Source organism: Streptomyces sp. SA15 (assembly GCF_002291145.1).
GTDB lineage: Bacteria > Actinomycetota > Actinomycetes > Streptomycetales > Streptomycetaceae > Streptomyces.
In genome coordinates this window covers 206561-222921 of the sequence record NZ_NTGE01000073.1, presented here as the reverse complement: position 1 = coordinate 222921, position 16361 = coordinate 206561, and the positions used below count along the sequence as shown (strand labels likewise).

The window sequence follows — 16361 nt, the reverse complement described above, 5'->3', positions numbered from 1 at the left end:
TAGTGCTGTGCCGTACCTCGTCAGCCGTTCTTCCCGGGTGCCTTGTCGTCGGCGGCCGGGCCGTCGTCGGCGAGCGTGTGGTCGAGGTCGCTGAGCGTCTTGCCGGCGTCGGGATGACCCAGCTCCTCACCCAGGCCGTGGGACGGGGTGACCGCCGCGACGACGAAACCGGTGGCGAGGGAGGCGATGGCGAGCATGCTGCGCTTCTTCATGCCGGGTTCAACTGGCGAACCGCGCGGGGGTCACGCCCGGCATCGGTGTGATCAGGACAGCCGCACCGATGCTCACGAACGGAGCCGGACCGTCCGCTGCGGCCGACACGGTGCCGGGACCCGTTCTGACCGCCATCGACGAGGCCGACCAGGCCCGAGGCCGCCCGGCCCGATGGTGCGGCCGGGCGCGCTGCGCAGACGCTGGGCCAGGTCCTCGGCGGCCTGCGGCCATGCGGCATGGTCGAAGGCGAAGCCCGCTTCGAGGAGGCGGCCGGGGACGACACGGCGGCTCTTCAGCAGCAGCTCGGTGTCCGAGCGCAGCGCGAAGGCGCCGAGCTCCGCCATCCACCTGGTGGCGGGCAGACCCGCCGGCACGCCCCAGGCGGATCGCAGGGCGCGCATGAACGCACGGTGCGGCAGGGGCGTGGGGGCGGCGAGGTTCACCGGGCCGGCGAGGTCGTGCCGGTCGATCAGGAATTCGACCGCGCGGACGAAATCGCGGTCGTGGATCCAGGAGACGTACTGGGCACCGCCCGCGACCGGGCCGCCGAGCCCGAGCCGCGCCAGCCGCGACAGGACGTCGAAGACGCCGCCGCGGTCGGGGCTCATCACCATGGCCGAGCGCAGGGCGACCTTGCGGGTGTGCGGGGTGTCGGCCTGTTCCTGGGCCCGCTCCCAGGCCTTGGCGATCTCGACGCTGTAGGACCAGTAGTCCGGGACGCCGGGCTCGCCGCCGCCCACGAGGCCTGCCGCCTCGTCGTTGGGCGCGTCGAAGCGGTGGGCGTAGACGGTGGCCGTGCTCATCTGCAGCCAGACCCGGGGCGGTCGCGCGGCGGCCGCTATCGCCTCGCCCACGACCTGGGTGGAGCGCACTCGGGAGTCCATCATGGCCCGCAGGTTGGCCTCGGTGTAGCGGCAGCTGACGCTGCGGCCGGCCAGGTTGATCACGATGTCACTGCCGTCGATCTCCTCGGCCCACGGGCCGAGGCTCTCGCCGTCCCAGCCGACTTCGCGCTCGCGTTCCGGCCGCCTGGTCAGGACCACGACCTCATGGCCGTCGGCGCTCAGCGCCCGGTTCAGGACCGTGCCCACCTGACCGGTTCCCCCGGGTATCACGATCTTCATCCGGCTCCCCCTTCGTGTGGGGACGAGCCTAGCGCAAAAAATTGAACATGTTCAAAAAAGCGCGCGAGGCACGGCGCGACATGCAAAGAGCCCGGCCAACCCATGTGGTCGACCGAGCTCCCGACTGAACGTTCCCGCGAAGGCTCGTCACACCCCCGCAGCGGTCGCGCCCGCCTGCCTGGTGAGCGCCGCCGCGGCCGCCCCCACCAAACCCGCGTCCGTGCCCATCTGTGCAGGCGCCACCGTCAGGCCCTGGACGAAGGACAGGGTCGCGTAGTCACTGAGGGTCTTGCGCAGTGGCGTGAACAGCACGTCGCCCGCCTTGCCCACGCCGCCGCCGATGACGGCGATGTCGATCTCGACGAGGGTCGCGGTGGCCGCGATGCCGGCGGCCAGCGCCTGGGCGGCCCGCTCGAAGGAGGCCACGGCGACCGGATCGCCGGCCCGGGCCGCGGCGGCGACTGCGGCGGCGGAGGTGTCGCCGTCGGGGCCCGGCAGCCAGCCGTTCTCGATCGCCCGCCGGGCGATGTTCGGGCCGCTGGCGATGCGCTCCACGCAGCCGCGCGCGCCGCACGGGCACGGGTCGCCGTCGAGGTCGACGCTGATGTGGCCGATGTGGCCCGCGTTGCCGGTCGGTCCGGGATGCAGCTGGCCGCCCAGGACCAGGCCGCCGCCGACGCCCGTCGACACCACCATGCACAGGGCGTTGTCGTGGCCACGGGCGGCGCCCTGCCAGTGCTCGGCGGCCGTGATCGCGACACCGTCGCCGATCAGCTCGACGGGCAGCCCCCCGGTCACCGCCTGGACCCGCTGGACCAGCGGGAAGTCGCGCCAGCCGGGCACGTTGACCGGGCTCACCGTGCCCGTGGAGGCGTCCACCGGGCCGGCGCTGCCGATGCCGAGAGCCGTGGCGCGACCCCACAGGGGCGCGGCGGTCAGCTCGCCGAGCACCTCCTCGACGGCCCGCATCACGGACTCGCCGTCTTCCTTTGCGGGCGTGGCGCGCTGCGCTCGGATCAGGATCCGGCCGTGGCCGTCCACCAGCGCTCCGGCGATCTTGGTGCCGCCGATGTCGAGCGCGGCCACGAGGTCGGTGTGCATCAGTGTCGGATCTCCCCGTAAGACGTGAGAACAACCAGAGAACAACCATGAGGAAAGGAGGCCGGTCTCGCGGTGGGGGCGCAGGCCGGGGATTGCGGTGGACAGTGTCTCCCGGATCTGACAACGTTGTCCAGGCTCTATGCTCGACGCCACGCCAGTCATACAACATCATGACCGACGCAGCCGAAGTGGACGACAGGACAGGACACCGCACCGTGCCCGAGACCCACCGCCGCGCAGACCGCCTCTCCGGCAGTCGTTACGGCAACCGTCCGACCATGAAGGACGTGGCCGCGCGGGCCGGCGTCGGACTCAAGACGGTCTCGCGGGTGGTGAACGGTGAGCCGGGTGTCACGCCGGAGACGGAGCGCCGGGTCCAGGAGGCCATCGACGCCCTCGGTTTCCGTCGCAACGACAGTGCGCGGGTGCTGCGCAAGGGCCGCACCGCCAGCATCGGGCTGGTCCTGGAGGACCTCGCCGACCCGTTCTACGGCCCCCTCAGCCGCGCGGTCGAGGAGGTGGCCCGCGCCCACGGCGCCCTGCTCATCAACGGCTCCAGCGCGGAGGACCCGGAGCGCGAGCAGGAGTTGGTGCTGGCGCTGTGCGCACGGCGGGTGGACGGGCTGGTCGTCATCCCGGCCGGGGACGACCACCGGTATCTGGAGCCCGAGCTGAAGGCGGGTGTGGCCACAGTCTTCGTGGACCGTCCGGCCGGGCACATCGACGCCGACGTGGTGGTCTCGGACAACTACGGCGGCGCCCGCGACGGCGTGGCGCACCTCATCGCCCACGGGCACCGCCGGATCGGTTTCATCGGCGACATGCCCCGCATCCACACCGCCGCGGAGCGGCTGCGCGGCTACCGGGCCGCCATGGAGGACGCCGGTATCCCGGTGGAGGACTCCTGGATGTCGCTGGGCGTCACCGACCCCGAGCGCGTACGGCGGGCGGCCGAGGCGATGCTCTCCGGCCCCTCCCCCGTCACCGCGGTCTTCGCGGGCAACAACCGGGTGACGGTCACGGTGATCCGTGTCCTGGCCGAACAGGCCCGCCGGGTCGCCCTCGTCGGCTTCGACGACATCGAGCTCGCCGATCTGCTCCAGCCGGGCGTCACGGTCGTCGCCCAGGACGCGGCGGCCCTCGGCCGTACCGCCGCCGAGCGGCTCTTCCGCCAGCTGGACGGCACCCTGCTCACCCCGGAGCGCATCGAACTGCCGACCCGGCTGATCACCCGCGGCTCGGGCGAGCTGCCGCCGGCGGACTGAGCGGCCCGTGGACAACCGCACACTGGAGGCGCTCGGCCTCGCCGAGGCGCCGCGCGATCACCCCCTGCTCTACCCCGGGACGTGGCCACGGGAGTCCGGGTTGCTCGACGGCGACCGGCTGCTGCCCCTCGACCTTCTCGTGCACGAGGACCGCGTCCCCGTCCTGGCCGTCGGCTCCAACGCCAGCCCGGCCCAACTGCGGCACAAGATGGCCGAGTTCGGCATCGCCTCGCCCATCCCGATGGTCAAGGCCCGGGTCACCGGCATCGACGTGGGCGTCTCCGCGCACGTCAGCCGCATGGGATACATCTCCGCGTCGCCCTTCGAAGCGCCGGGAACCGTGCGGGAGTTGTTCGTCATCTGGCTCGACGCCGAGCAGCTCGCGGTGGTCGACGCGAGCGAGGGCGTGCCGCTGCCGAACGGCAACTACGGCCGCGCCTGGCTGCCCGCGTCCGAGGTGCGTGTGGAGGTGAGCGCCGGAGTGACGCTGCCGGGCGTGCACATGTACATCAACCGCCAGGGCGTCCTGCACAACGGCACTCCCGACGCGCCGCGCACGCACCCCGGCCAGCGGGCCCTGCTCACCGAACTCCTCGTGGGGTCCGCGCGGTTGAGGGAACTGTTCGGCGTCACGCCCGAGGAGTTCTGCGCGCGGGCCCGGGCGGACCGGAGCCTGTGCGAGCGGGGCACGGCGCTGTTCAAGGAGGCGAAGCTGGTGACGGCCTCCGGCCTGGAGCGGCATGTGCGGGTTCAACAGAGCGGGAGTCCGGGAACCGGCGCGTCGTTGTCGCCGCCCTTTATGTAGACGTCGCTGACAAAGACGTTGGTGTTGCCGCTGTCGTCGTCCGTCTTCGCCCACCAGACGTTGGTCCACTCGCCGTACGTCTCGCGGCGGCCCAGGTTCTGCTGGCAGTAGAAGTAGCTGGTGCCCGCGTTGAGGACGCCGACCTCGGTGCCGTCGGCGGTGTAGGACTTGGCGGTGCGCCAGACGTTGCAGTTGTACTTGCCGTCGCCTATGTGCCAGCAGGAGGGGGCCGGGCTGGTCTCGCCGCCTCCGCCGCCACCCGTCGTACCGCCGCCACCGGTTGTGCCACCGTCGGTGCCGCCGCCCGAGGTCTTGGTGGGGGACGGGGTGGCCCGGTCGGCGGGCGCGGTCTCGTCCTTGTCGCCCGGCGTCTTCGTCGCGGCCGGGGTCTTCCCGTCGCCCTCCTCGGTGGGCTTGGGGTCGTCCGAGCGCTCGGCGTCGGTGCGGTCGGCCGTCGGGGACGACGTGGCCGCGGAGACGCTGGAGGTGGGCTGCGCGCCGGCTTCTGCCTCACCCGCGTCGTTCAGCAGGGCGACGGTGACTCCGGCCGCGGCGAGGACGACGGTGACGGCCGCGGCGGCGAGCAGGGCGCGTCCTTTGCGGCGGGTGGGGGCGGAGGGGTGCGAAGGGTGGGCGGGATGGGAGGAGTGGGCGGAGGTCATGGGGCCGGTGGCGGCCGGGTCCGGACCGGGCGGGGTGGCGGGTCCGAAGCCGGGGGTGGGCGATCCGGCGTGGGCGGTCTGGCCGACGTGGCCGCTCTGGGCGGCATGAGCGCTCTCGGCGGCATGGGCGGTCTGGCCAGCACGCCCCGCCTCGTCGGCTTGGCCGGCATGCCCGGCATGCCCGATCGGGCCAGCCGGGCCAGCCGGGCCGCTCGCCCCGGGCGAACGGGCCGACCCGGTCGCGCCGGTGTGCCCCGCCGACCCATTCGATCCAGTCTGCCCCGTAGACCCGGCCGGCCGGTTCTGCCCCGTAAACCCGGCCGGCCCGTTCTGCCCCGTAGACCCAGCCGGCCCGTTCTCCCCCGCCGCCCCGGAATCGCCGAAGCCGGAAGCCGCCGGTACGCCATGGCCTGGAGTGCCCTGACCGGCAGCCTCCGGTGTCCCCTGCTCCGGAACCCCGGACCCCCGTGCCTCCAGCGTTCGCCGCCCTGAAGCGCCGCCCCCCTGATCCCCTGGCGCGCTCTGCCCCGCAGCCCCGAATCCCTGCCCGGCCGAATCCCCCGACTCCGCCGAACCCTCTGTCTCCCCCGATCCCGTCGGCCCCGGCGGCCCGAACGCCGGCGGTACCGCCGGCACGCTCCACTCCGTCTGCTTCCGCGTGGGTTCCGCCGGTCCCCGTAGGGTCGTCGTCGGCGTGTCCCTGCTGGACGCGTCCGCCACGGTCTGCAACAGCTCCCGCGCCTCGTCTGCCTCCGGGCGGCCCTCCGGTCGCTTGTCCAGCAGGCGCTTGAGGACGGGGCCCAGGGGCCCGGCGAGGCGGGGTTCCGGGAGCGGCTCGGTGACGATCGCGGCGAGCGTGGAGTACGTCGACGTACGACGGAAGGGCGAACCGCCCTCGACGGCCGCGAAGAGCGTGGCTCCCAGGGCCCAGATGTCGGAGGCCGGGCCCGGGTCTGCGCCCTGGGCGCGCTCGGGGGCCAAGTAGTCAAGGGAGCCGACGAGTTCGCCGCTGCGGGTGAGGTGGGTGGCCGAACCGTCGCCCGGGTCCTCCATGGTGGCGATCCCGAAGTCCGTCAGGACGACGCGCCCCGACCGGTCGAGCAGGATGTTGCCGGGCTTCACGTCGCGGTGCAGGACGCCGACGGCGTGGGCGGCGGCCAGCGCGTCCATCACCTTGGCGCCGATCCCGGCCACCTCACGCGGGTCCAGGGTGCCCTTCTCGCGCAGCACGTCGTCCAGGGACGGCCCGTCCACCAGCTCCATCACGATCAGCGGACGGCCGTCGACCTCGGTCACGTCGTGCACGGCCACGACGCCGGGATGGCGCACCCTTGCCGCCGCGCGGGCCTCGCGCTGCATCCGCAGCCGCAGACCGGCGAGTTCGGGCCCGTCGGCGTCGGTGTAGGTGCGCAGTTCCTTGACGGCGACCTCACGGCCGAGCACCTCGTCGACGGCCCGCCAGACCACCCCCATGCCGCCGCGCCCGAGCTGCGCCACGACGCGATAGCGCCCGGCCAGCAGCCGACCGGCCCCGTCCGCCTGCCCGTACTCCCCCGAAGACACCGCCGCCCCGTTCCTGTGACCCGTCCCTGCGTGCCGTACAGACTACGGGGCAGGAGTGACAACGCCAGCCGGATGGGGACCGCTGTGACAGGCCCGCTACTTGGCGGAGACCGTTAGGGCCCTTCTGATGGATCTCCGCGGCGTCGCGACGCCCGGCACGCTCCCCCACTGCCTTAAGGGCGTGGGCGGTGCCCCCCACTCGCCGCACCGCGCGAAAGCCCTAGTAGCGCCGCCACGAGGGCTTCCGCGCGGCACGCCGAGAGCACGCACCGGACGCCGCTCCTTCTCCCACGGAGATCCATCAGAAGGGCCCTAGATCACCCCGGCGGGGCGCGGCGAAGCCCTCGAGGTCGGCCCGGGTCAGGCCGGTCAGGCGGGCGACCTCGGCGATGTCGAGGGCGCCACAGTCCAGGCCGCGCAGCAGGTAGCCGCTGAGTGCCTTGGCGGTGGCGGGCTCGTCCATGACGTCACCGCCCATGCGGCCCGCGTAGCGGGCGAGGCGGCCGGCGGCCTGTTCGAAGCCCTCGCGGTAGAAGGCGAAGACGGCCGCGTACCGGGTGGGGATGTGGCCGGGGTGCATGTCCCAGCCCTGGTAGTAGGCGCGTGCCAGGGCGCGGCGGGTGAGGCCGTAGTGCAGCCGCCAGGCGTCGTGGACCTTCGCGGTCGGGCCGACCGGCAGGACGTTCGTCGAGCCGTCCGAGACGCGGACGCCGGTACCCGCCGCCGCGACCTGCATGATCGCCTTGGCGTGGTCGGCGGCGGGGTGGTCGCTGGCCTGGTGGGCGGCGGAGACGCCGAGGCAGGCGCTGTAGTCGAAGGTGCCGTAGTGGAGGCCGGTGGCGCGGCCCTCGGCGGCCTGGATCATGCGGGCGACCGTCGCGGTGCCGTCGGTGGCGAGGATGGACTGGCTGGTCTCGATCTGGATCTCGAAGCCGATCCGGCCGGGTTCCAGCCCGCGCGCCTTCTCGAAGGCCTCCAGGAGCCGCACCATGGCGGTGACCTGCTCGGGATACGTCACCTTCGGCAGCGTCAGCACCAGCCCGTCGGGCAGGCCGCCGGCCTCGATCAGGCCGGTGAGGAAGATGTCGAGGGTGCGTATGCCCCGGTCGCGGACGGGCGCCTCCATGCACTTCATGCGGATGCCCATGTACGGGGCCGCCGTGCCGTTCTCGTACGCCTCGGCGATCAGCCGTGCCGCGCGGGCGGCCGTCTCGTCCTCCTCGGCGTCCGGGCGCGGGCCGTAGCCGTCCTCGAAGTCGACGCGCAGGTCCTCGATGGGCTCGCGCTCCAACTTGGCGCGCACCCGCGCGTACACGGGCTCGGCGAGTTCCTCGGACAGGCCGAGGACGGCGGCGAAGGAGGCGGCGTCCGGGGCGTGTTCGTCCAGGGCGGCGAGGGCCCAGTCGCCCCAGGAGCGGATGGTGTCGGCGGCGAAGGCGTCGCCGGGGACGTAGACGGTGTGGACGGGCTGACGGGTGCCGGGGTCTCCGGGGTAGCGGCGCTCCAGTTCGGCGTCGACCGGCGCGAGGGAGGCGCTGATCTCCTCGCTGACGGCGCCCGCGAGGCTCGTCGCCACCTGCTCCTGCTGGCCTTGGCCCATCCCACACCCTCCTGTTTTCCGCTGTACGGAATCAACAATCCGTAGAGCGAAGCTATCGGTCACCCTTCCTGCCGGTCAACACCGTCTTCCCTCTCGATCCACTCCGGCATCTCGGCATGTTCACGTCTATCTGGCACCGTTTCCTCACGTCGTTCGCACAACTGCACAGCGCACCCCGCACGACTCGCCCGGAAGCCGCCGCAGAAGGAGCCCCTGTGCGAAACCACAGCCGAGTCACGCGCCGCATGGGCCTGAAGACCGCGTTAGCCGCCACGATCTCCGTACCCCTGTCCAGTACAGCACTCTCCACCGCACCCGCCTCGGCGGACGAACGCCTGAGCGGCCCGCTGGAGGTCATGTCCTTCAACCTCCGCTTCGCGAGCACTACCGAGCCCAACAGCTGGGCCGTCCGCAGACCCGTGATGCGCGAACTGCTGCGCCGCGAGGGCCTGCACCTGATCGGCACCCAGGAGGGTCTCTACCGGCAGTTGCACGACATCGAGTCCGACCTCGGACCCCACTACGACTGGATCGGCACCGGACGCGCGGGAGGCAGCCGCGACGAGTTCATGGCGATCTTCTACGACACCCGCCGCCTGACCCCGCAGGAGTACGACCACTTCTGGCTCTCCGACACGCCGAACGTGGTCGGGTCGAACACCTGGGGCGGCGGTTCCATCCGGATGGTGACCTGGGTCCGATTCCGTGACCTCCTCGACGGCGACCGGGAGTTCTACTTCCTGAACACCCACCTCGACAACGCCAGCCAGTACGCACGCGCGCGTGCCGCGACCCTGACCACCCAGCGGATCGCCGGGCTGAACCGTTCGCTGCCGCTCGTGGTGACCGGCGACTTCAACGTCGCCGCCCACAAGAACCCGGTCTACGACACGATGCTGGGCGCCGGCCTCGTCGACACCTGGGACACCGCGGCCGAGCGGAGCAAGCTCTACGCGACCTTCCACGGCTACAAACCGCTGACGCCCGACGGCGACCGCATCGACTGGATCCTCGCCACGCCCGGCGTCCGGACGCACCGGGCCTCGATCAACACCTTCGCGCGGAACGGGCAGTTCCCGAGCGATCACCTGCCGGTGCAGGCGTCCCTGAGCCTGGTATGAGCCGAGGCCCCCGCGACCGCCTTGAAGCGGTCACGGGGGCCTCGTACTCCCGAGAGCTGGAATCAGCCCTTGCGGGCCTTGATCTCCTCGGTGAGCTGCGGGACGACGTCGAAGAGGTCGCCGACCACGCCGTAGTCGACGAGGTCGAAGATCGGGGCCTCGGCGTCCTTGTTGACCGCCACGATCGTCTTCGAGGTCTGCATACCGGCCCGGTGCTGGATCGCGCCCGAGATGCCGGAGGCGATGTACAGCTGCGGGGAGACGGACTTGCCGGTCTGGCCGACCTGGTTGGTGTGCGGGTACCAGCCCGCGTCCACCGCCGCACGCGAGGCACCGACGGCCGCACCGAGGGAGTCGGCTAGGGCCTCGATGATCGCGAAGTTCTCCGCGCCGTTGACGCCACGGCCGCCGGAGACCACGATCGCGGCCTCGGTCAGCTCCGGACGGCCGGTCGACTCGCGCGGGGTGCGAGCGGTGACCTTGGTGCCGGTGGCCTTCTCCGAGAAGGTCACCTCCAGTGCCTCGACTGCGGCGTTGGCCGGGGCGGCCTCCACGGCGGCCGAGTTCGGCTTGACCGTGATGACCGGGGTGCCCTTGGAGACACGGGACTTGGTGGTGAAGGCGGCGGCGAACACCGACTGGGTGGCCACCGGGCCCTCGTCGCCGGCCTCCAGGTCGACGGCGTCGGTGATGATGCCGGAACCGATGCGCAGCGCCAGACGGGCGGCGATCTCCTTGCCCTCCGCGGAGGAGGGGACCAGCACGGCGGCCGGGGAGACGGCCTCGTACGCGGCCTGGAGGGCGTCGACCTTCGGGACGACCAGGTAGTCGGCGTACTCGGCGGCGTCGTGGGTGAGGACCTTGACCGCGCCGTGCTCGGCGAGGGTGACGGCGGTGTCGGCGGCGCCGTTGCCCAGCGCGACAGCGACCGGCTCGCCGATGCGGCGGGCCAGGGTCAGCAGCTCCAGGGTGGGCTTGCGGACGGCACCGTCCACGTGGTCGACGTAGACGAGAACTTCAGCCATGGGATTGCTCTCCTGCTTACGAAAGTTTCAGGGGCGGTCAGCGAACTACGAGCCTTTAGATGAACTTCTGGCTCGCGAGGAACTCAGCGAGCTGCTTGCCGCCCTCGCCCTCGTCCTTGACGATCGTGCCGGCCGTGCGGGCCGGACGCTCCACCGCGGAGTCCACGACCGTGTAGGAGCCCTCGAGACCGACCTCCTCGGCCTCCAGGTCCAGATCCGACAGGTCCCAGGACTGAACCGGCTTCTTCTTGGCCGCCATGATGCCCTTGAAGGACGGGTAACGCGCCTCGCCCGACTGGTCGGTCACCGACACGACCGCGGGGAGGGAGGCCTCGAGCTGCTCGGAGGCGGCGTCGCCGTCCCGGCGGCCCTTGACGGTGCCGTCCTCGACCGAGACCTCGGACAGCAGTGTGACCTGCGGGACGCCCAGGCGCTCCGCGAGCAGGGCGGGTACGACGCCCATGGTGCCGTCGGTGGACGCCATGCCGGAGATCACCAGGTCGTAACCGGCCTTCTCGATGGCCTTGGCCAGCACCAGCGAGGTGCCGATGGCGTCGGTGCCGTGCAGGTCGTCGTCCTCGACGTGGACGGCCTTGTCGGCGCCCATGGACAGCGCCTTGCGCAGCGCGTCCTTGGCGTCCTCCGGGCCCACCGTCAGGACGGTGATCTCCACGTCGTCGTCGGAGTTCTCGGAGATCTGCAGCGCCTGCTCGACCGCGTACTCGTCGAGCTCGGAGAGCAGACCGTCCACGTCGTCCCGGTCGACGGTCAGGTCATCGGCGAAGTGCCGGTCGCCAGTGGCGTCGGGCACGTACTTCACAGTGACAACGATCCTCAAGCTCACGCCGGCTCTCCTACTGCATCGACATTTCTCTGCTGCCTCTTGCAGGCAGCATAGGCGCCCCAAGCGGCCGATCCCGGTCGGGGCGACCTGCGCTCCGACCAAAATATTACTCGTCAGTACACCCAGTTCGTTCCCGCTAAGCAAGCGCTTTGAACTGTGACCTTTGCAACGCAGCGTAATCGGAACTCGACGGCTTCGCACTCGACGACTTCAACGGCTTCGGCGACTTCGGGGACTTCGGCGACTTCGCTGAGGAAGGGGCGAGCCGATCAGTCACGCAGGCCGTGGAACCGCCCCTGGTGGTAGAGCAGCGGCCGGCCGGGGCCGGTGGGGTCGCCGAGAACGACCTCGGCCACCACGATGCGGTGGTCGCCAGCCGGTACGCGTCCGGCGACCCGGCACACCAACCACGCTTGGACGTCGTCGAGGACGGGGACGCCCTCGGGGCCCTCGTGCCAGGAGGTCGCCGGGCCGAAGCGGTCGGCGCCGCTGCGGGCGAAGGTGGCGGCCAGGTCCTGCTGGTGCTCACCGAGTATGTGCACGCCGACGTGGTCGGCCTCGGATATCGCGGGCCAGCTGGAGGCACCCGTGCCGATACCGAAGGAGAGGAGCGGCGGCTCGGCGGAGACCGAGGTGAGGGAGGTGGCGGTGAAGCCGACCGGGCCGGCGTCGCCGCGCGCGGTGATCACGGCGACTCCCGCCGCGTGCCGCCGGAAGACGGAGCGCAGCAGGTCGGGAGAGGCGAGCCGGGGGGTGCCGAGGCCGGGCGTGGCCGTCATGGAGTGGTCCTTCTGCGAGGAGTGGCGATCAGGTCCGTGGCTGCTCAACAGCCCGGACAGCGCGCGCTCGCGGTACGGGCGAGGTCGACGTGGACCCGCCCGAAGAGAAGGAGTTCCGAAGGCATACGGTCAGGTTGACGATAGGTGGTGCGCACAGTCAAGTACGTCCCGGGATATGGGAGATGCCTCACGCCGGCACCACCGCCCTCACGTCGGCCCCCACCGCACTCACACGGCCTCCCCCAGCGCGGCGATCACGTCGGCCTTGCGCGGCTGGCCGGTGGCACGCCGTACGACCCGGCCGTCGGCGTCCAGGACCAGCACGGTCGGGGTCTTGAGGATGTCGAGTTCGCGGACGAGGTCGAGGTGGTCCTCGGCGTCGATCTCCACGTGGGTCACGCCCGGGACCATGTCGGCCACCTCGCCCAGGACCCGTCGGGTCGCCCGGCAGGGGGCGCAGAAGGCGCTGGAGAACTGGACGAGTGTGGCGCGCTGGCCGAGCGGCCCGCCCAGTTCGGCCGCGCCGAGCCGCTTTCCGTCGTCGCGCCCGCGCACCCGTACCCTCCCGCTCCGCCGCCGATGCAGCACTCCGTAGGCGCTCGCCAGCGCGAGCACCGCCACGCACACCACGAGTCCGGTCATCATCTGCACAAGCATTCACGAGACCGCAAAGATTCCCGGCTCCCCGAACCCCTCCCGCTGCGGAATGCTTGGTTCCCATGAACCCCATGGACATTGATGTGAGGGGACCGCGCTTCGGTGCGGCCATGACGACCGTCGTACTGGCGGTCGCGCTGATCACAGGCAGCGCCTGGCTGCTGGCGTGGCAGACGCTGGCGTTCGCGTCGGGGACGGCGGGCGGGGTGGGCCGTTCACCGTACGGCTGGCTGTTCCGCAAGGTGGTGCGGCCGCGGATCGGGCCGCCGACCGAGTTCGAGGCGCCGGAGCCTCCGCGGTTCGCGCAGGCGGTGGGGCTCGTCTTCGCGGGCGTCGGACTCGTCGGTTACACGCTCGGGCCGGACTGGCTGGGAATCGCCGCCACCGGTGCCGCGCTCGCGGCCGCCTTCCTGAACGCGGCGTTCGGGTACTGCCTGGGATGCGAGATGTACCTGCTCGCACGGCGGGCAACGGTACGCGCGCAGTAAAGCCGCCTTAAAACGCCGAGGTGGGTCATGGGAGTGGACGTGACGAGAATCTCGCTGTCGGCGGGCACCAGGACTGGCTACCCGTCCGTTCTTCGGGCACGATCTGCGAGATGCCGTAAACCTACGGCCGCGTAACTTTCCGCCTGGAGCTCCCTTCCCAGGCAGAGAAGGAAGGGCCCACACCGTCCATGGCTGAGCTTGTCTACCGTCCCGTCGTTGGTCTCGCCCAGGCGTTGTTCAAGGCGTGGGACCTCAAGATCGACTGCAAGGGTTCGGAGAACATCCCCCGCTCGGGCGGTGCCGTGCTGGTGAGCAATCACATCAGCTACCTGGACTTCGTCTTCAACGGACTGGCGGCGCTCCCGCAGAAACGTCTCGTTCGTTTCATGGCGAAGGAGTCCGTCTTCCGCCACAAGATCTCCGGTCCGCTGATGCGCGGTATGAAGCACATCCCGGTCGACCGCAATCAGGGCGAGGCGGCGTACGCGCACGCGCTGGACTCGCTGCGGTCCGGCGAGATCATCGGGGTCTTCCCGGAGGCCACCATCTCGCCGTCGTTCACGCTGAAGACCTTCAAGTCGGGCGCCGCGCGTCTGGCCCAGGAAGCGGGCGTTCCGCTGATCCCGATGGCAGTGTGGGGCACGCAGCGGCTGTGGACCAAGGGCCACCCGCGCAACTTCAAGCGCAGCCACACCCCGATCACCATCCGGGTCGGCGAGGCGCTCGAGGCCTCCCGCGACAAGTACGCCGGCGCCATCACCCGGCAGCTGCGCGAGCGCGTCCAGGAACTGCTGGAGGCCGCCCAGCGCGCCTACCCGGTGCGCCCCAGGGACGCGAACGACACCTGGTGGATGCCGGCCCACCTCGGCGGCACCGCGCCGACACCGGAAGAGGTCCGCGCGGCCGAGGCACGCTGACACCCCACGCTCCGGCCGGCCGGATCAGGACGCCGGACCGTGATCCGCGCCTCCGGGCTGAACTTCTCCAGCAGTTCGCTGAGATGCCGGTCGGGACAGAGGGCGTGCCGGCCGCCGAGTTCGGGGTCCGCGCGTTGCCGGGCGCGGACCTCAATGCGTCGGGATACGTGCGCTACACGGCCACGGCCGGGGAGGCGACGTCGCACCCGCAGGAGACCCGGGTCACCGTGGGCAACGGCCCGGACCTGGGGCTCAGCGAGGCCGATGACCAGCGAGGACTGAAGCCGGGCACGGACACCCGGCGTGCGGGCGACCGTGACAACGCTCGTGATCAATACACCTGGCGAGCCATCTCCTCCTTGAGCGCCGCCACGAACGTGTCCACGTCCTCCTCCATCGTGTCGAACGCGCACATCCAGCGCACGTCGCCGGCCGCCTCGTCCCAGAAGTAGAAGCGGAACCGGCGCTGCAGGCGCTCGCTCACCTCGTGCGGGAGGCGGGCGAAGACCGCGTTGGCCTGCACGGGGTAGAGGATCTCCACGCCGTGCACGGCCCGGACCCCTTCCGCGAGCCGCTGGGCCATCTCGTTGGAGTGGCGGGCGTTGCGCAGCCACAGGTCCCTGGCGAGCAGGGCCTCCAACTGCACGGACACGAAGCGCATCTTGGAGGCGAGCTGCATGGACAGCTTGCGCAGGTGCTTCATGTGGCTGACGGCGTCCTGGTCGATGACGACGACCGCCTCGCCGAACAGCGCGCCGTTCTTCGTGCCGCCCAGGGAGAGGATGTCGACGCCGACGGCGTTGGTGAACGTCCGCATCGGCACGTTCAGGGAGGCCGCCGCGTTGGCTATGCGGGAGCCGTCCAGGTGGACCTTCATGCCGCGCGCGTGGGCGTGGTCGCAGATCGCGCGGATCTCGTCCGGCGTGTAGACCGTGCCCAGTTCGGTGGCCTGGGTGATCGAGACGACCTGCGGCATCGCGCGGTGCTCGTCCTCCCAGCCGTACGCCTGCCGGTCGATCAGCTCGGGCGTCAGCTTGCCGTCGGGCGTGGGCACGGTGAGCAGTTTCAGGCCGCCCATGCGCTCGGGGGCGCCGCCCTCGTCGGCGTGGATGTGCGCGCTCTCGGCGCAGATGACCGCGCCCCAGCGGTCGGTGATCGCCTGGAGGGCGACGACGTTGGCGCCGGTGCCGTTGAAGACCGGGAACGCCTCGGCCGTGGCGCCGAAGTGGCTGCGGACGATCCGCTGGAGGTTCTCGGTGTAGACGTCCTCGCCGTAAGCGACCTGGTGCCCGCCGTTGGCCAGGGCCAGGGCGGCGAGCACCTCCGGGTGGGCTCCGGCGTAGTTGTCGCTGGCGAAACCGCGGACCTCCGGGTCGTGATGGCGACGCGCGTCGGTCTTCGGCGGGTTCACGGCTTCTCGGTCAGCCACAGACGGTTTCCGTTCACTTCGGCGGCGGGCTTCTCCCAGATCCCGACGATGGCCTCGGCCAGGTCCTTGACGTCCGTGAAGCCCGCGAACTTCGCGTTGGGGCGCTCGGCGCGCATGGCCTCGTGCACCAGTGCCTTCACCACCAGGATCGCAGCCGCCGACGTCGGCCCCTCGGCGCCCCCGGCCTTGCGGAAGTAGTCGGCCATGGCCAGCGTCCACGCCTCGGCGGCGGCCTTGGCGGCCGCGTAGGCGGCGTTGCCCGCGGTGGGCTTGCTCGCGCCCGCGGCGCTGATCAGGACATACCGGCCGCGGTCGCTGCGCTGCAGCCCCTCGTGGAAGGCGAGAGAGGTGTGCTGGACGGTACGGACGAGCAGCATCTCCAGGAAGTCCCAGTCGTCGAGACTCGTCCTGGTGAAGGTCTCGCTGCCGCGCCAGCCGCCGACGAGGTGGACCAGCCCGTCGACGCGGCCGAAGTCCTTCTCGACACGGGTGGCCCACTCACGGGTCGCCTTCAGGTCGAGCAGGTCGACCGTGTCACCCGTGACGGTCGCGCCCCCGTGCGCGTAGCTCGCCGCGTCCACGGCCTCGGCCAGGCGCTCGGGGTCGTTGTCCGAGCCGATGACGGTCGCGCCCGCCTCGGCGAGCCGGAGCAGTGTCGCCCGCCCGGCGGGTCCGCCCGCGCCGGCCACCGCGATCACCGCACCGCTGAGAGCCCCGTTCCCCATGATCTTCGCCTCCTGAGCAGTGTCCGTGTCCATGGTGTGCCGT

At 71.4% G+C, this 16361-nt stretch carries 16 protein-coding genes; 5 read left to right on the top strand and 11 right to left on the bottom strand.

What is annotated here, in order from left to right; translation table 11 throughout:
* Positions 1–20: 20 nt before the first annotated feature.
* The 3 genes from CLM62_RS13135 to CLM62_RS13125 form a co-directional block, all read right to left on the bottom strand.
* Complete coding sequence (locus CLM62_RS13135) at positions 21–212, bottom strand: hypothetical protein (protein ID WP_095750013.1); 192 nt, start codon at positions 210–212, stop codon at positions 21–23.
* 72 nt (positions 213–284) lie between these two features.
* The gene (locus CLM62_RS13130) at positions 285–1337 is read right to left on the bottom strand and encodes a TIGR01777 family oxidoreductase (RefSeq protein ID WP_095750012.1); all 1053 of its coding nucleotides are present in this window, start codon (positions 1335–1337) and stop codon (positions 285–287) included.
* Positions 1338–1484: 147 nt separating this feature from the next.
* Complete coding sequence (locus tag CLM62_RS13125) at positions 1485–2438, bottom strand: ROK family protein (protein ID WP_095750011.1); 954 nt, start codon at positions 2436–2438, stop codon at positions 1485–1487.
* Between the two features lie 170 nt (positions 2439–2608).
* On the opposite strand from CLM62_RS13125, the gene CLM62_RS13120 reads away from it, so the two are divergent.
* Both CLM62_RS13120 and CLM62_RS13115 read left to right on the top strand, forming a co-directional pair.
* Positions 2609–3703: a LacI family DNA-binding transcriptional regulator gene (locus tag CLM62_RS13120; protein ID WP_179382075.1), complete on the top strand. Its 1095-nt coding sequence runs from the start codon at positions 2609–2611 to the stop codon at positions 3701–3703.
* 7 nt (positions 3704–3710) lie between these two features.
* A complete protein-coding gene (locus tag CLM62_RS13115) occupies positions 3711–4508 on the top strand; it encodes a hypothetical protein (RefSeq protein ID WP_095750009.1) in 798 nt (265 codons plus the stop codon).
* Here the strand turns inward: CLM62_RS13115 and CLM62_RS51450 are convergent.
* Positions 4454–6733 carry a protein kinase gene (locus CLM62_RS51450; RefSeq protein WP_257003821.1) on the bottom strand — a complete coding sequence of 760 codons (2280 nt, stop codon included), beginning with the start codon at positions 6731–6733 and terminating at the stop codon, positions 4454–4456. The two genes, CLM62_RS13115 and CLM62_RS51450, sit on opposite strands and share 55 nt — an antisense overlap.
* Positions 6734–7034: 301 nt before the next feature.
* The gene (locus CLM62_RS13105) at positions 7035–8333 is read right to left on the bottom strand and encodes an aldolase/citrate lyase family protein (protein WP_095750008.1); all 1299 of its coding nucleotides are present in this window, start codon (positions 8331–8333) and stop codon (positions 7035–7037) included.
* A 245-nt stretch (positions 8334–8578) separates the two neighbouring features.
* Here CLM62_RS13105 and CLM62_RS13100 point away from each other — a divergent pair, with 245 nt between their 5' ends.
* The gene (locus CLM62_RS13100) at positions 8579–9454 is read left to right on the top strand and encodes an endonuclease/exonuclease/phosphatase family protein (protein ID WP_373559137.1); all 876 of its coding nucleotides are present in this window, start codon (positions 8579–8581) and stop codon (positions 9452–9454) included.
* Between the two features lie 62 nt (positions 9455–9516).
* On the opposite strand, the gene CLM62_RS13095 is transcribed toward CLM62_RS13100, so the two are convergent.
* The 4 genes from CLM62_RS13095 to CLM62_RS13080 all read right to left on the bottom strand — a co-directional run bounded on the left by CLM62_RS13095 (position 9517) and on the right by CLM62_RS13080 (position 12744).
* The gene (locus CLM62_RS13095; RefSeq protein ID WP_095750006.1) at positions 9517–10479 is read right to left on the bottom strand and encodes an electron transfer flavoprotein subunit alpha/FixB family protein; all 963 of its coding nucleotides are present in this window, start codon (positions 10477–10479) and stop codon (positions 9517–9519) included.
* Positions 10480–10534: 55 nt separating this feature from the next.
* Positions 10535–11323: an electron transfer flavoprotein subunit beta/FixA family protein gene (locus tag CLM62_RS13090; protein ID WP_095750005.1), complete on the bottom strand. Its 789-nt coding sequence runs from the start codon at positions 11321–11323 to the stop codon at positions 10535–10537.
* 269 nt (positions 11324–11592) lie between these two features.
* Complete coding sequence (locus CLM62_RS13085) at positions 11593–12102, bottom strand: flavin reductase family protein (protein ID WP_095750004.1); 510 nt, start codon at positions 12100–12102, stop codon at positions 11593–11595.
* Between the two features lie 228 nt (positions 12103–12330).
* Entirely contained in the window at positions 12331–12744 is a 414-nt protein-coding gene (locus tag CLM62_RS13080) for a thioredoxin family protein (RefSeq protein ID WP_095750067.1), read from the bottom strand.
* Positions 12745–12830: 86 nt separating this feature from the next.
* Between CLM62_RS13080 and CLM62_RS13075 the strand changes: the two genes are divergently transcribed.
* Together CLM62_RS13075 and CLM62_RS13070 are read left to right on the top strand one after the other, a co-directional pair.
* On the top strand, positions 12831–13247 hold the full coding sequence (locus CLM62_RS13075) for a DUF4395 domain-containing protein (protein WP_095750003.1): 417 nt from the start codon (positions 12831–12833) through the stop codon (positions 13245–13247).
* Positions 13248–13435: 188 nt separating this feature from the next.
* Positions 13436–14164: a 1-acyl-sn-glycerol-3-phosphate acyltransferase gene (locus CLM62_RS13070; protein ID WP_095750002.1), complete on the top strand. Its 729-nt coding sequence runs from the start codon at positions 13436–13438 to the stop codon at positions 14162–14164.
* 331 nt (positions 14165–14495) lie between these two features.
* On the opposite strand, the gene CLM62_RS13060 is transcribed toward CLM62_RS13070, so the two are convergent.
* Together CLM62_RS13060 and CLM62_RS13055 are read right to left on the bottom strand one after the other, a co-directional pair.
* Positions 14496–15575, bottom strand: coding sequence for a low specificity L-threonine aldolase (locus tag CLM62_RS13060; RefSeq protein WP_095750001.1), 1080 nt, complete (start codon positions 15573–15575; stop codon positions 14496–14498).
* Positions 15572–16318 (bottom strand): SDR family NAD(P)-dependent oxidoreductase, encoded by a 747-nt coding sequence (locus tag CLM62_RS13055; protein ID WP_095750066.1) that lies wholly within the window; start codon positions 16316–16318, stop codon positions 15572–15574. Before CLM62_RS13055 ends, CLM62_RS13060 begins: the two co-directional genes overlap by 4 nt.
* Between the last annotated feature and the right edge of the window lie 43 nt (positions 16319–16361).